This window comes from Agrobacterium sp. MS2 (assembly GCF_003261015.1).
Lineage (GTDB): Bacteria > Pseudomonadota > Alphaproteobacteria > Rhizobiales > Rhizobiaceae > Agrobacterium > Agrobacterium pusense.
Genome location: NZ_QLNF01000064.1, coordinates 209799 through 224105, shown reverse-complemented (window position 1 = coordinate 224105; position 14307 = coordinate 209799). Strand labels below are relative to the sequence as shown.

15 protein-coding genes are annotated in these 14307 nt (G+C 60.7%); 6 read left to right on the top strand and 9 right to left on the bottom strand.

Annotated elements, in window-relative coordinates:
• Nucleotides 1-5: 5 nt before the first annotated feature.
• Nucleotides 6-728, bottom strand: a complete 723-nt coding sequence (locus DOU54_RS18140; RefSeq protein ID WP_113382188.1) for an SDR family oxidoreductase — start codon at nucleotides 726-728, stop codon at nucleotides 6-8.
• Nucleotides 729-849: 121 nt separating this feature from the next.
• Here DOU54_RS18140 and DOU54_RS18135 point away from each other — a divergent pair, with 121 nt between their 5' ends.
• Nucleotides 850-1746, top strand: a complete 897-nt coding sequence (locus DOU54_RS18135; protein ID WP_112553437.1) for a LysR family transcriptional regulator — start codon at nucleotides 850-852, stop codon at nucleotides 1744-1746.
• Between the two features lie 40 nt (nucleotides 1747-1786).
• Here DOU54_RS18135 and DOU54_RS18130 read toward each other — a convergent pair whose 3' ends face one another.
• The 3 genes from DOU54_RS18130 to DOU54_RS18120 form a co-directional block, all read right to left on the bottom strand.
• Nucleotides 1787-2566: a VOC family protein gene (locus DOU54_RS18130; RefSeq protein WP_113382189.1), complete on the bottom strand. Its 780-nt coding sequence runs from the start codon at nucleotides 2564-2566 to the stop codon at nucleotides 1787-1789.
• Between the two features lie 93 nt (nucleotides 2567-2659).
• A complete protein-coding gene (locus DOU54_RS18125; RefSeq protein WP_113382190.1) occupies nucleotides 2660-3148 on the bottom strand; it encodes a DUF1579 domain-containing protein in 489 nt (162 codons plus the stop codon).
• A 29-nt stretch (nucleotides 3149-3177) separates the two neighbouring features.
• Nucleotides 3178-3906, bottom strand: a complete 729-nt coding sequence (locus DOU54_RS18120; protein ID WP_113382191.1) for a DUF899 domain-containing protein — start codon at nucleotides 3904-3906, stop codon at nucleotides 3178-3180.
• Between the two features lie 149 nt (nucleotides 3907-4055).
• On the opposite strand from DOU54_RS18120, the gene DOU54_RS18115 reads away from it, so the two are divergent.
• From DOU54_RS18115 to DOU54_RS18105, 3 genes are all read left to right on the top strand, one after another.
• Nucleotides 4056-4502 carry a MarR family winged helix-turn-helix transcriptional regulator gene (locus DOU54_RS18115; protein WP_006700023.1) on the top strand — a complete coding sequence of 149 codons (447 nt, stop codon included), beginning with the start codon at nucleotides 4056-4058 and terminating at the stop codon, nucleotides 4500-4502.
• Between the two features lie 87 nt (nucleotides 4503-4589).
• Complete coding sequence (locus DOU54_RS18110; protein ID WP_004440523.1) at nucleotides 4590-5012, top strand: YciI family protein; 423 nt, start codon at nucleotides 4590-4592, stop codon at nucleotides 5010-5012.
• A gap of 404 nt (nucleotides 5013-5416) precedes the next feature.
• Complete coding sequence (locus tag DOU54_RS18105; protein WP_113382192.1) at nucleotides 5417-6931, top strand: ABC-F family ATP-binding cassette domain-containing protein; 1515 nt, start codon at nucleotides 5417-5419, stop codon at nucleotides 6929-6931.
• 40 nt (nucleotides 6932-6971) lie between these two features.
• Here DOU54_RS18105 and DOU54_RS18100 read toward each other — a convergent pair whose 3' ends face one another.
• From DOU54_RS18100 to DOU54_RS18090, 3 genes are all read right to left on the bottom strand, one after another.
• Nucleotides 6972-7733: an RES family NAD+ phosphorylase gene (locus DOU54_RS18100; RefSeq protein WP_004440518.1), complete on the bottom strand. Its 762-nt coding sequence runs from the start codon at nucleotides 7731-7733 to the stop codon at nucleotides 6972-6974.
• Nucleotides 7693-8076 (bottom strand): MbcA/ParS/Xre antitoxin family protein, encoded by a 384-nt coding sequence (locus DOU54_RS18095; protein ID WP_004440515.1) that lies wholly within the window; start codon nucleotides 8074-8076, stop codon nucleotides 7693-7695. Before DOU54_RS18095 ends, DOU54_RS18100 begins: the two co-directional genes overlap by 41 nt.
• A gap of 302 nt (nucleotides 8077-8378) precedes the next feature.
• A complete protein-coding gene (locus tag DOU54_RS18090) occupies nucleotides 8379-8801 on the bottom strand; it encodes an organic hydroperoxide resistance protein (protein WP_003509379.1) in 423 nt (140 codons plus the stop codon).
• Nucleotides 8802-8992: 191 nt separating this feature from the next.
• Between DOU54_RS18090 and DOU54_RS18085 the strand changes: the two genes are divergently transcribed.
• The gene (locus tag DOU54_RS18085; RefSeq protein ID WP_004440509.1) at nucleotides 8993-9451 is read left to right on the top strand and encodes a MarR family winged helix-turn-helix transcriptional regulator; all 459 of its coding nucleotides are present in this window, start codon (nucleotides 8993-8995) and stop codon (nucleotides 9449-9451) included.
• Nucleotides 9452-9505: 54 nt separating this feature from the next.
• On the opposite strand, the gene DOU54_RS18080 is transcribed toward DOU54_RS18085, so the two are convergent.
• Nucleotides 9506-10231 carry a L,D-transpeptidase gene (locus DOU54_RS18080; protein WP_004440507.1) on the bottom strand — a complete coding sequence of 242 codons (726 nt, stop codon included), beginning with the start codon at nucleotides 10229-10231 and terminating at the stop codon, nucleotides 9506-9508.
• 155 nt (nucleotides 10232-10386) lie between these two features.
• On the bottom strand, nucleotides 10387-11301 hold the full coding sequence (locus tag DOU54_RS18075; RefSeq protein ID WP_035209470.1) for a L,D-transpeptidase: 915 nt from the start codon (nucleotides 11299-11301) through the stop codon (nucleotides 10387-10389).
• Nucleotides 11302-11467: 166 nt separating this feature from the next.
• On the opposite strand from DOU54_RS18075, the gene DOU54_RS18070 reads away from it, so the two are divergent.
• Entirely contained in the window at nucleotides 11468-14218 is a 2751-nt protein-coding gene (locus DOU54_RS18070) for a heavy metal translocating P-type ATPase (protein ID WP_113382193.1), read from the top strand.
• Nucleotides 14219-14307 lie beyond the last annotated feature (89 nt).

Genomic DNA, 14307 nt, shown 5'->3' with positions numbered 1-14307 from the left:
TCTCCTCAGGCAGCGGTGGGGCGGACAACGATTTCGTTGACGTCCACATCGTCAGGCTGTTCGATGGCGTAACGAACGGCGCGGCCAATGGCATCGGGCTTCAGGGCGATGGCTCTGTAGCTCTGCATCAGTTCGGCAGCCGCCGGATCGGTGATGGTATGGGCGAGTTCGCTTTCCACCACGCCGGGATGAATGCAGGTGACGCGCAGATCGCGGTTTTCCTGCCGCAGCCCGTCCGAAATCGCCCGCACGGCAAATTTCGTGGCGCAATAAACGGCCGCTGTTGGCGAAACGGCCAGCGCACCGATGGAGGCGATATTGATGATATGGCCGGAGGCACGCGAGGTCATCTCGGGCAGAACCGCAGCGACCCCATAAAGCACGCCCTTGATGTTGACGTCGATCATGCGGTCCCATTCATCGACCTTGAGCGACGACATCAGCGATAGCGGCATGACGCCGGCATTGTTGACGATGACGTCGATCTCACCGAAAGCCTTGCGGCCTGCCTCTGCAAAAGCTTCGACGCTGCGCCTATCGGTGACGTCAAGCGGATGGACGACGACGTCGGCGCCCGTGCGGCGCAGTTCTTCGGCCAGCGACTCAAGGCGATCCAGCCGGCGCGCGCCGAGCACCAGTTTTGCGCCGGCGGCGGCCAGCTCTCGCGCAATGCCTTCACCGATCCCGCTCGATGCACCCGTGATGAGAACAACTTTGTTCAATGTCATGGCTATCTCCTTGCTGTTACGGTCGGCTTTTTCGAAATCGACCGTTGCAGGGAAGATAGCGCTCAGGCATTGTCGCGATAACCGCCTTAATATTTACCTCAATGGATAGAATTTCTAACCAATGAACATTGACCTCAATGCTGTTTCGACGTTCTGCCTTGTTGCCGAGGAACGGAATTTTCGCGCCGTCGCGGACAGGCTGGGCGTCACCCGCTCCGCTGTCAGCCAGACCATCCGCAAGCTTGAGGAGACAATGGGAATTGCGCTTGTCCAACGAACCACCCGCAGCGTGAGCCTGACGGAAGCGGGGCAGCAGCTTTACGCTGATGTCTCGTCTTCCATAGGCGCGATCTCGCAGGCGGCGCAGGCGGCCTCATCGCTTGGCGGCACGGTGCGCGGTCAGCTTCGGCTGGCGGTGTCGTCCATTGCAGAACGTTTCTTGTCGGGACCTCTGCTCGCAAGCTTTGCCGAGGCACATCCCGAAGTGCAGCTCGACATCGTCGTGACGGATGAAGAATTCGATATTGTCGCCGAGCATTACGATGCCGGCGTGCGTCTGGGAGAGCTTATCGAACAGGATATGATTGCCGTTCCGGTATCAGTTCCCCAGCGGCAGCTTGCCGTCTGTTCTCCTTCCTACCGGGACCGATTCGGCCTGCCCGGCCAGCCACGCGAGCTGATCGAGCACAGGTGTATCGGCTGGCGGCCTCGTCCGGGTATTGCGCCATATAGATGGGAATTTGCCGAAAGCGGCCGGGAGTTTGCGGTGGCGGTGGAGCCTGCTTTCACCACCAACGACATGCAGCTGATGATCAAGCTCGCCTGTGCCGGTGCAGGCATTACCTTTGGCATGGAAGAGACATTCCGGCCCTATCTGGAGCGCGGAGAGCTTGTTTCCATGCTGGAAGACTATTCGCCCAGCTTCGCAGGGTTTTATCTTTATTATCCCAGCCGTCGCAACCTTGCGCCGAAGCTGCGGGCCTTTATCGACCATGTCCGCCTGTCGAGAGAGCGGTGATCTGCCGGAAGTTACCCCGGCAGATCGTCGGAAAAGATGATTATTTCTTCTGCGACACCAGCGAGAAATAGGCGCCCTGCGGATCGACGCAATTGACGATCCAGCTATCGCCGGGCACTTCCATCGGGCCGTTGACGACCTGTCCACCGCCGGTGCTGACGCGGGTGATGGCGTCATCGATGCCATCCACATTGAAGTAATAACCCCAGTGGCAGACGGGAACCTGCGGCATGCGTTTCATGATGCCGCCAACGGCTTTACCCTTGTGGGCGAAGATGCGGTACGGGCCCATTTCGCCCATGTCGAAATCATGGTCCTTGGTCCAGCCGAAAACATCGCCGTAGAAGGCCATGGCCTCATCGACATTGTCGGTGAAGAGTTCGTACCAGCCGACATGGCCCTGCTTTTGCTGCGTGTCCTCCGGAAACCCGCCGGTTTCCATCGGCAGCGGCGTCATGATGCAGAGTACCGCGCCGTAGGGATCGGCGACCACGGCAAAGCGGCCGATTTCCGGGATATCCTGGGGCGAGCGTCGGATTGCGCCACCCTTTTCGGCGAAAAGCTTCGCCGTCGCGTCGACATCGTCGACATCGACATAGGCCGTCCAGTTCGGCGGAATGCCCTGGCCCTTGTGCTCGTCGGTCAGTTCCATGACGCCGCCCATGCCCTTGCCGTCGGCTTCCAGCACGAGATAGGGCATTTCCGGCGAGCCGAAATCCTTGGTCTGCCAGCCAACGACATGACCATAAAAGCGGGCGGCCGCTTCCATGTCGGGTGTCATCAGCTCGACCCAGATGAATTTTCCATGCGTATCGGACATTGTCGTCTCCTATGGAGGGTTTGGCGGGTGTTTCGGCAAGCGCCCGCCGCAGGGCGCGGCGGCACGTTCGTTCAGATCAAGTCCGGGCGAGCTTCACGACTTGCGCCGGAACTCCGATGTCATGAAGGTCTTGAATGTGCCGTCCGGCTGCCTGACGCTGCCGGAGAAACTGCGGTGATTGTCATCATGCAGCACCAGCACGTCGTGATAGGCCGCGGTGCCACCGGAACCGTCGAAAGCGGGGCCTTCCGCTTCCAGCGTCAGGGTCTTGCCGTCCTCTTCCAGCCAGCCCTTGTAGACCCAGAGATGCGTCATCATCGACCCTACCCAGGTGCCGACAAAATTGCCCTTGGCCGGATCGAAGCCGACCGTTATGACGGCCGTCATCCGGTCGCCGTCAGGCATCCTGCCGGAGCCTTCGCCGATGACCCACAACCCGCCGATGGAGCGGACGGTCTCCGTAAAACGCTGGTCCGGATCATCAGGATCGTATCCTTCATGGCCGGCAACCATTACCCAGTCGCCGACGAGCCTAGACAGGAATTCGTGTTCCTTCTGCGGCTTGACGCTTTCCATTTCCATTGTCGTCTCCTCCTCTCGTCTTGCCGTTTTCAGTGGCAGCAGGATGCGGCTTTCGGCGCGTCCTCATATTGGTCGTGGCGGCGCACCCAATCCATTACACCCTCTTCATTACGGCCTTTTGGCACCAGATCGAGCAGCATCAATGTGCCGAGCGTCTGCTCCGCGCCGCGGGCATAAGTGGAATAGGTGTGATAGATCTTGCCGTCCTCGCCCTTGGCGAAAACGCTGATGCCGTGCAGGTCCTTCAGGTCGCCATAGGGCGCCATGTCACGGTAATTGTAGGTGATTTCGCCGCTTGCCATGTCCTCGTCGCGAAACGAGGCCTGATAATCGTAATTGAAATCCGTGCCTGCGGCTGAAACCCAGGGGAATTTCCAACCCATGCGGTTTTTGTAGCTTTCGATCTTTTCAAGCGGTGCCCGCGACACCGCGACGAAGCCAGCATCGCCATGCTTGAGATGGATCAGCGCGCCATCGACGTGATCGGCGAAGAAGGAGCAGCCAACGCAGCCCTCCTCCCAGTCCGGCGCCAGCATGAAGTGGTAGACGATCAGCTGACTGCAATCACCGAACAGCTCCTGCAGCGATTTGGGGCCGGAAGGCGCGTCGAAGATATAATCCTTCGTCACCTCCTCCCACGGCAATGCGCGACGGGCTTCGTTCAGCCTGTCACGAGCACGGGTCAATTCCTTTTCCTTCACCAGCAGATCGCGGCGGGCCGCAAGCCACTCCTCTTTCGAAACGACGGCATGAGACATGATCTTTCCTCCTTGGATCCGTCCTTCACCTCGGCGCCGCTCCGTCCCAACGGCCGGCACCGCCTATTTCTGTGCTGAAAGGCAACAAACAGTCTGCGGAGCACCAAGTTCCGCTTGACTAATTAGGTTGATATCAACATATTCAACCCATGTCAAACGTCAGCGTGATTCCTTTTGCGACAACCATTCTCGTGCGTGATTCCTGCCTGTGCCTGCATGCACAGCGTGCGGCACGGGCGCTGGCACGGCTGTTCGACAATGCGTTGAAGCCGGTGGGCATCAACAATGGTCAATTTTCGCTGCTGATGTCGCTGAACCGCCCGGAGCCGCCGCCGATGGGGCCGGTCGCCAATCTTCTGGCGATGGACCGCACGACGTTGACGGCGGCGCTGAAGCCGCTGGAGCGGCGCGGGCTGGTCAGCATCGAACAGGACCCGAAGGACAAGCGCGGCAAACGGCTGCGGCTGACGGCTGAGGGGATGGCCGTACTCGCCGCCGCGTTCCCGATATGGGAGCAGACCCATGCGGAAATCGAAGCAAAGATTGGAAGCGGTGACCCTGAAAGACTGCGCCGCGACCTCATCGATCTTGGCTGACAGGGGCGGAGCGCCCCGGCAAGACTGTCATCCGGTTGTCGCGCCGGAGAGCGAAACTGAACGAAACCCAATTCAGGAGGAATGATCATGCGTGCAATCGTTTTTGTAAAAGCCACAAAAAGCAGCGAAGACGGCGTGATGCCGACGACGGAACTGATGGAGGCAATGGGGAAATTCAACGAAGAACTGGTCAATGCCGGCATCATGCAGTCCGGCGACGGCCTGCACCCCTCCTCCAAGGGTAAGCGCGTGATCTTCGACGGCGACAGCCGCACCGTGATCGACGGTCCCTTCCCGCACACCAACGAGTTGGTCGCCGGTTTCTGGATCTGGAACGTGAAGGACATGGACGAGGCGGTAGAATGGGTAAAACGCTGCCCGAACCCGATGTTGGAGCGCAGCGAAATCGAAATCCGCCCCATGTTTGAAATGGAAGACTTCGGCGACGCGGTGACACCTGAAATCGCCGCTCATGTCGAAGAACTGCGGGCGCGTGTCGGCAACCAATGACGCCAGCGGGCCAAACGAGCCCGGCTGAAAGGATCAGGTGCGGCATCGACTAAATCTCACACCGGGTAGGCCTTGCCGCATCGGCCCTACCCACCCCTTCTCAAAGTGGGTTGCAACGGATCGCCGCCGCTGTTAATGGTCGGGCGGTTCAACCCGTTTCAAGAAAGGAGGCTTCGCATGGATATTTCCTGCTTCTGGCGCAATCGTCAGCTCTGCCACCTTTTTGCCCTGCGGACACGTTTGCAGGGCTGACCGGAACACCACCCTCTGGTTTGCCTAAAAGGCCGCGCAGGACGCAGTTCGTCTGCCATTGCGCATAGTTTCACGACGGATCACCGATAACCGAAACCCCGTCCTGCACGCGCAGGCAACGGTGCGGGTCCGTCTTCGCCAGCGACGACATCATGACCATCATTACGCTGCGCAACCTCGGTATCATCCTTGGCAAACCGCTTTTTTCCAATCTCAGCCTCACCGTGAATGCGGGCGACCGCATCGGCATCGTCGCCGCCAATGGTTGCGGCAAGTCCACCCTGCTCAATTGCCTGGTGGGCGACATCGAGCCCAGTAGCGGCGACATCACCCGGCTGCGCGGGCTCACCCAGTCCATCGTGCGCCAAAATCCACCTGCCGCCCTGCTGGAATTGACCATGCGGGATGCCGTGCTTTCCGCCCTGCCGGCGGATACGATCGATAGCGAAAGCTGGCGCGCAGACATCATCTTCGATGACATGCTGGTGCCGGAGCCGTTCCGCGAGCGTCGCCTAAAAGAACTGAGCGGCGGCTGGCAGAGGCTTGCCATGCTGGCCAAGGCCTGGATCACAGAGCCTGACGTGCTGCTGCTCGACGAGCCGACCAACCATCTCGACCTTGAAAAGATCAACGTGCTGGAAAGCTGGCTGGGCGCCCTGCCGCGCGACACGGCCGTCATCATCGTCAGCCACGACCGCGCCTTTCTCGACAATGTCACGCGGACGACGCTTTTCCTGCGGCCTGAGAACTCGGCGCTGTTTCGCCTGCCCTATGGCCGTGCGCGCGCGGCGCTGGAGGAGGAGGACGCCGCCGATGAGCGGCGTTTCCAGCGCGACATGAAAACCGCACAGCAGTTGCGCCGGCAGGCGGCCAAGCTCAACAATATCGGCATCAATTCCGGCAGCGATCTCCTGACCGTTAAAACCAAGCAATTGCGCGAGCGTGCGGAAAGGATCGAGGAGAAAGCGCGCCCTGCCCATATCGAACGATCCGCCGGCAAAATCCAGCTCGCCAATCGCGGCACCCATGCCAAGGTACTGGTAACGCTGGAGGATGTGGCCGTCTCCACGCCGGACGGAACGGTGCTGTTTCGCACCGGCCGGCAATTCATCCGCCAGGGCGACCGCATCGTCATTCTCGGCCGCAACGGTGTCGGCAAGACACGGCTGATGTCGCTGCTGCAGGCGGCGGTGACGGGTGATGGCCATATTCAGGAGGGCATCAAGGCCACGCCCTCGCTAGTAGCCGGATATGTCGACCAGTCGCTTGCCGACATCGATGACGACAGCACGCCGGCGACGCTTCTCTCGCATCGCTTCGACATCGGCGACCAGCGCATCCACGGCCTGCTCGCCGGCGCCGGCATTGACATGGAAATGCAGAAACGCCGGATCGCCACGCTCTCAGGCGGGCAGAAGGCGCGACTTGCCATGCTGGCGCTCAGGCTGGCGGAGCCGAATTTCTACCTGCTGGACGAGCCGACGAACCATCTGGATATCGAGGGACAGGAAGCGCTGGAGGCGGAAATCATCAGCCGTGAAGCCAGCTGCGTCTTCGTTTCGCATGACAGGAGTTTTGTGCGGACGGTAGGTAACCGCTTCTGGCTGATCGACAAGCGCAGGCTGGTGGAAGTTGACGACCCGGAAGCGTTTTTCGCTTCCGCCTGACATCATCGGCCCACCAAGAGGATGAAACAGAGAACGCCCGTCAGCCCAGCAGGCTGGCGAGGCGTGGATCACCGGCAAAATCCGCGGCCGAAAAACCGGTTCGCCGCATCGGGAATTCGCACAGCGCCTGCACCCCGGTTTTCGAAAGATGGATGCGCCAGCTCATCCGCTCCACCGGCGATTTTTCGGCAAAGGCCTTCGGCGACAGGATGGCAATGTTGAGGCCGCCTGCCGGATCGCGCACCGAGCGGTAGAGGATGGCCTCGATCCGGGCGAGACGCGCCTGATCCGCCAGTGTCTGACAAGCTTCGTAATTCGTGGGATCAGTCCACAGGGCCTCGTCGCGGTTGAGTGCCGGTTCGGTCAGATCCAGCGCGGCATCGGTGGCGACGCGGGCGGCAAAGGCGGAATAATCGGCTGGATTGGCAGGCAGCGGCGTACCGGGCGATTCGGCGTAAAACAGCAGCCGGTAAAAGGCCATTTCAGCAAGCGCCGTTTCCACCTTCGCGGCGGCGTAATAAACGCCTTCGGTATAACCCGCGCGGCGGAACCGCGAGCCATGCGGATAGGCTGCGCCATAACGGAAGGGCGTCGCGAGAAGATAATCAAAACCGGCGCATTCGGGTGGAAACGGCCGCTTGCTCGCCTCCAGAATATCTTCCAGCAGCGATTGCTCTTCCACCGTATCCACCAGCTTCATGGTGGAAACCTGGTGCTGCGCCTCCACCAACCGCCAGTATTTTCCCGCCGCAGCGCGTTTTTCAGACAGGAGCGCGTCGGGCGTCCAGATAGGAGAGGACATCGATCAATCCGGTAATGGTAGTCAGCTTGTCGGCAGGTACGGCGCCGAGCGCCGTATTATGATTGCGCAGCCAGCTTTTCGCCACGGCCTCGTCGCCGCCGGCAATCGCATCCAGCGAACGGAAAACCCGGATCAGCAACACAGCCAGTTCAAAGGATTTGGCACCCGGCTCCAGCAGGAAATCAAGCCGCTTCATACGCGACACCGTGGGCGCGGAAACGCCAAGAATATCCGCCGTGCGGGCGGCATTCAGGCCGAGCCGCTCCGCGGCGGCGATGACAGCCTTGGTGACGACCCTGCCTTGCGATGCGGGGTCCGCCGTGGCCTTGGTGTGAATATTCATGGGTCTATCCTTTCCTTGGAAAGAATATAGCACATTTCTTTCTGCAAACAAGAAGGGCGGAATGAACGCAGGAATGACGATCCAGTGCCCAAGCCTGATATTTATCGTGTGCAGGGCGCCCCGCCCCGTCACCCCGGACTAGATCCGGGGTCCAGCGCGATCAAGTCCTTGATCGCGATAGACTCCTTTCAAGGCGCAGACGCGCCGGGGCCTGGATGCCGGATCTAGTCCGGCATGCGGAGGAGACGTCGCGGTCCACTTCAGGCCGGGATGAACCCGCCCCACATTTCAGACCTGAAAAATCAGGCTACCGAGACCGGCACTTCCGTGGAGGTGCGCATGGCGTGGCTGTAGGGGCAGACGATGTGCGCAGCAGCAACCAGTTTTTCAGCAACTTCGCGCTCGACACCAGGAATATTGGCCTTCAGCGAGACTTCGATGCCGAAGCCGCCGCCGTCTTCGCGCGGGCCGATACCGACGGTTGCCGTCACAGTGGTGTCTTCAGGAATCTTTACCTTTTCCTTGCCGGCGACGAATTTCAGGGCGCCGAGGAAGCAGGCGGAATAACCGGCTGCAAAAAGCTGTTCCGGATTGGTGCCGCGGGCGCCATCACCGCCCAGTTCCTTGGGAACAGTGAGCGTGACGTCGAGAACGCCGTCTTCCGACTTGGCGTTACCGGCGCGGCCACCGGTGGCAGATGCTTTGGTCGTGTAGAGAATTGGCATGACATTACTCCTTCGGGTTGGCGTTGAGGCTCTTATAGCGAACAATTGAATTGTGCGCAATATAATTTTGCACATTGAATGCGAATTCGTTTTTTGCGATAATTTTCACGAAATTTCGCCGCGCATCCATGCGGCAGGAACCGAAAGCGGGGGCCGATTGTTCCCTCCCCGGTTGATTTTGGAGCAGGAAAATGGGTGCAGAGGGCGACGACAAGAAGATGGAAAGCCTGCTGAGGCTGGACCAGCAGATATGTTTTGCGCTTTACGGCGCGGCGCATGCCTTCACAAGGGCCTACAAACCGCTGCTCGACCCAATCGGGCTGACTTATCCGCAATATCTGGTCATGATGGCGCTATGGGAGAAAGAGACCTCCACCGTCAAGGCGCTCGGCGAAATGCTGGGGCTCGATTCCGGCACCCTTTCCCCGCTGCTGAAAAGGCTGGAGCATGCGGGGTTGATCACCCGCAAGCGCGGGACGGTGGACGAACGACAGGTGCTGGTGGCCCTGACGCCAAAGGGCGCGAACCTTAAAAAAGAGGGCGTGAAGATCATGGCGGCAATCGGCAATGCCACTGGTTGCGGGCTGGAAGAGCTGGTGCAGATCCGCGACCGGGTGAATGCGCTGAAGGACAGCCTCACCCGACCCTGACGTAACAAAAAAGGCGGCACGGAGCCGCCTTTTTTCATATGAAGAAGTCGCGGCTCACTGCCAGACCACGACACGCGCCTTCTGCGGCACGCGGTCGTAGAGATCGATGACGTCCTGGTTCATCAGGCGCACGCAGCCGGAGGAGACCGCCTTGCCAATGGAGTTCCACTCCGGCGAACCGTGCAGGCGGTAAAGTGTGTCCTTGCCATTCTGGAAGATATAGAGCGCGCGGGCGCCGAGCGGGTTCTTCAGGCCCGGCGGCATGCCGCCGTTCTTGGAGGAATATTTGGTGAGTTCCGGCTGGCGGGCGACCATTTCGTCCGGCGGTGTCCACTTCGGCCATTTCTGACGCCACTGGATGACGCCCTCGCCCGACCAGGCGAAACCTTCGCGGCCAATGCCGACGCCATAACGCATGGCGCTGCCGCCCGGCTCCACCACGTAAAGGAAGCGCGAACGCGTATCGACGACCACGGTGCCTGGACGTTCGCCCGTCGGATCAACGACCCGCTGGCGGTAATAACGCCGGTCGATTTTCTGATACGGCACGGCAGGAATGACGTAACCGCCATCCTCGACCGAGCCGTACATGACGGCCAGTTCCGCGTCGCTGACGCCGGACGAGAACATCTGGCGGAAATCGCTGCCAATGGCACTTGCCTGCTGGCGGATGGCGTCTCCCGTGCCCGATGAGGCGCAGCCTGCGAGAAGCGAAGCGGAAGAAAGGCCAAGAAGGGAAAGAAAGGTGCGTCTGGAAAGATCTGTGTCGGTGCTTGTCATAAGGCCGGTTTGTCCCACATTTCGAACGGCTAGATCGCCGTTGTACGTCATTTGTTCCGTATCATGCGTATTGCGAAAATAGTTAACCGACCGCTAAAAGCCAGTCACAAGCTGCTGACGGAATGGGTCCCCTATCTCTTTCTTTTAGATCGTGTTCAGATAACCACAATCTGCGCACCCTGCGGCACGCGCTCATAGAGATCGATCACATCCTGATTGAGCATGCGCACGCAGCCGGAGGACGTCGCTTTACCGACAGACTGCCAGTCCGGCGTGCCATGCACGCGGTACAGCGTGTCCTTGCCATCCTTGAAGATATAAAGCGCGCGTGCGCCGAGCGGATTGTTCAGACCCGGTGTCATGCCGCCATTGGCGGCGGAGATGGAGGCGAGTTCCGGCTGGCGCTTGACCATTTCATCGGGCGGCGTCCAGCGCGGCCACTTGGCCTTCCACTGGATCTTGCCACGGCCCGACCAGGCGTAACCGTCACGTCCCAGCCCGACGCCATAGCGGATGGCCTTGCCGCCGGATTGAACAAGATAAAGGAAATGCTGCTTCGTATCGACCACGATGGTGCCGGGCGCTTCCGCCGTCTGGTAGCTGACTTCCTGCCGGAGATAACGCGGATCGATGCGGCCATAGGGAATAGCCGGCAGCGAGCGGTCCTCGTCGCGGATCGGGCCATACATGACCCGGTGCAGCGGATTGGAGACCGGCAGGCCATAGGCCACCGCCTGGCCTTGGCTCTGACCCTGGGGCACATTATAGCCCTGCACCTGCGGGGCCTGCAGCCCCTGGCCGCGCACCGGCGGGCCATATTCCTGATGGAAGCGGGTTCGGAACAGATCCGGCGGGCGCGTCGAAAGCTGGCCCGGCTGCGGCGGCAGTTCCGGCTGGCGATTGGAGCTGACGGAATTGAAATTGAACACCGGCGCCGTTTCCCTGACGAAGACGTCCGGATCCATCCGGGTCGTATCCGTCACGAAAAGGCAGCCGCTCATCAGGGGCAGCAGGGCAAGCCCGACCAGAGAGGCCGCCCGGCGACCGTTTTTCAAAAGGAGTGCTATCATCTGAACCGCTTCATGGAATCCAATCTGAGGCCATGATGGACCGCGCGGCTGGCGCGAAGCTGGCGTCGGTTTTTCAAAAAAAATCGAAGAACTGCATTTTTTCTCTTGAAGCTCTAGTTGCTAGAGGTGCCAGATTGGCTGTCGAGTGGAATTCAGGAGCGAAACCATGAATATTTCGACACGCGGCAGTTTGAACGGGGAACCGGAGGCCCTGACCTTTTCGGTCGGTGGCATGGATTGCGGCAGCTGCGCGGCCAAGATCGAAACCGCGCTGTCGCGCCTGCCGGGCGTTGCCGACGTCAAGGTGTCAGTGGCCCGCGAGCGGCTGAACCTTTCGCTTGCCGAAAACAAAACCCCGGTGGAAAAAATCGAGGATACGTTGCGCAAGCTCGGCTTCAAGCCCGCTCTGCTGCCGCGCGAAAAAGCGCCCGCAGCAAAGGTGGAGGCCGATCATCACGACCATTCCTCCTGCGGCGGTCACCATAATGACACGCCCCAAACGGCTATTGAAAACAACAATGCGCTGACCTTTTCGGTCGGCGGCATGGATTGCGGCAGCTGCGCGGCCAAGATCGAAACCGCACTGTCCCGCCTGCCCGGCGTTGCTGACGTCAAGGTGTCGGTGGCCCGCGAGCGGCTGAACCTTTCGCTTGCCGAAAACAAAACCCCGGTGGAAAAGATCGAGGATACGTTGCGCAAGCTCGGCTTCAAGCCGGCCCTGCTGCCGCAGGAGAAGGCCGCGCGCGAAAAAACGCCGGATCAAAAGCACGAACACGATCATGATCACGCGACATGCGGTGGCCATCACGATCATGATCATTCCGGTCATGATCACTGCGGGCATGATCATTCCGGCCACGACCACGCGGCGCATGACCATTCGGGAGACGAGCAGCATTCCTGCAACGGGCATGACCACGATCACTCCGGCCATGATCATTCAGGTCACGATCACGGACACGACCATGCGGGCCATTCCCACGCTGCCGCACCTGCCGCCGCAAACCAGAGCGCCGAGATAGGGCACGCCCATGGCGCGGACGAAAAAGGTGCATGGTGGCGCACCGCCAAGGCGCGCAACACCTTCACCGGCACCATTCTGGTCGCGATTGCCTATGCGGCGGAACTGACCTTCCCGGCCTGGGGTAGTTACGCCTTCATCGTCGCCACGCTGGTCACGCTCTTCCCGATCGCACGCAATGCCTTTAATGCTGCCCGTTTCGGCGCTGTCTTCACCATCGAGATGCTGATGACCATTGCCGCCATCGGCGCGATCATCATCGGCGAGGCGGAAGAGGCGGCTATCGTCGTGCTGCTGTTCTCCGTCGGCGAATTGCTGGAAGGCTTTGCCGCCGCCCGCGCCCGCTCCGGCATCAAGGCGCTCGGTTCACTGCTACCGAAAACGGCGATGGTGGAGGAAAACGGCGCGCTTCGGCAGGTCTCCGCCGATCAGGTTCGCATCGGCCAGGTGGTCGTGGCGCGCCCCGGCGACCGTATCGCCGCCGATGGTGTTGTCATCGACGGCCAGTCCAGCGTCGACGAATCGCCGATGACCGGGGAAAGCATTCCCGTCGCCAAGGACAAGGGCGACCGCGTCTTTGCCGGCTCGATCAACCATGACGGTTCGCTGCGCATCCGCGTCGACCGTGCGCCGGAAGACAACACCATCGCCCGCATCATTACGCTGGTCGAAGAAGCACAGGATGCCCGCGCGCCGACCGAGCGCTTCATCCAGAGCTTCTCGCGTTATTACATGCCGCTGATCGTCGCGATCTCGGTGCTGACCATCATCGTGCCGCCGCTCGCCGGTCTCGGCGACTGGGATACCTGGATTTACCGTGGTCTCGCGCTGCTCCTGATCGGTTGCCCCTGCGCGCTGGTCATCTCGGTTCCCGCCGCCATCGCCTCCAGCCTTTCGGCTGCGGCACGCCACGGTATGCTGGTGAAGGGCGGCGCGGTCATCGAAATGCTGGCGCGCACCGAAACCGTCGCCTTCGACAAGACCGGCACGCTGACGCTTGGTGAGCCTGTCGTGACGGATGTGATCACTGTTGATGGCAACGAGGCCGAGCTGATTGCGCAGGCCGCGACCATCGAGAACGAGTCGAGCCATCCGCTCGCCCGCGCGATCGTCAATCATGCCGAAAAGGCCGGCGTCAAGCCGCTGCCCGGTTCCAACATCAAGGCGATTTCCGGTCGCGGCATGCAGGGCAATGTCGGCGGCAAGGACCTGTTTATAGGCGCACCGCGCTTTGCGACTGAGGTCGGTACGCTTTCAAAGGACCTCTCCGATCGCATCTCTGCGCTGGAAAGCGAAGGCAAGACGGTGGCTGTCGTCATGGCCGGCGGTGCGGCAAGCGGCCTCTTCGCCATGCGCGACGAGCCGCGCAAGGATGCCGCCGAAGGCGTCAAGGCGCTGAAGGAAATGGGCATTTCCTCGCTGATGCTGTCGGGTGACAATGCCCGCACGGCGCGTGCCATCGGCAACAAGCTGGGCCTAGAAGCGCGCGGTGAACTCCTGCCGCAGAACAAGGTCGAGGAAATCCGCAAGCTTGCCGAAAAGAAGACCGTGGTCATGGTGGGTGACGGCATCAACGATGCGCCGGCCCTTGCGGCGGCCAGCGTCGGTGTTGCCATCGGCTCGGGCACGGACGTGGCGATGGAAGCGGCGGATGCGGCGCTGATGCGCAACAATGTCGGCGACGCCGCCCGCCTCATCGGCCTTTCGCGCGCCACCATGAACAATATCCGACAGAACGTGACGATTGCGCTCGGCCTGAAGGCGGTGTTCCTGGTCACAACAGTTACCGGCCTTTCCGGCCTGTGGCTTGCCGTCTTCGCCGATACGGGCGCCACGGTTCTGGTGACCGCCAATGCAATGCGGCTGCTTGGATATTTCAACCGCAACAGGGGCTGACATTCCATTTGCGTGCAAGACGGCCGGGTCTCGTCCATCGAGGCCCGACCGTCTCATTTACGGCATATTGACAAACTAATTGCGTCCAA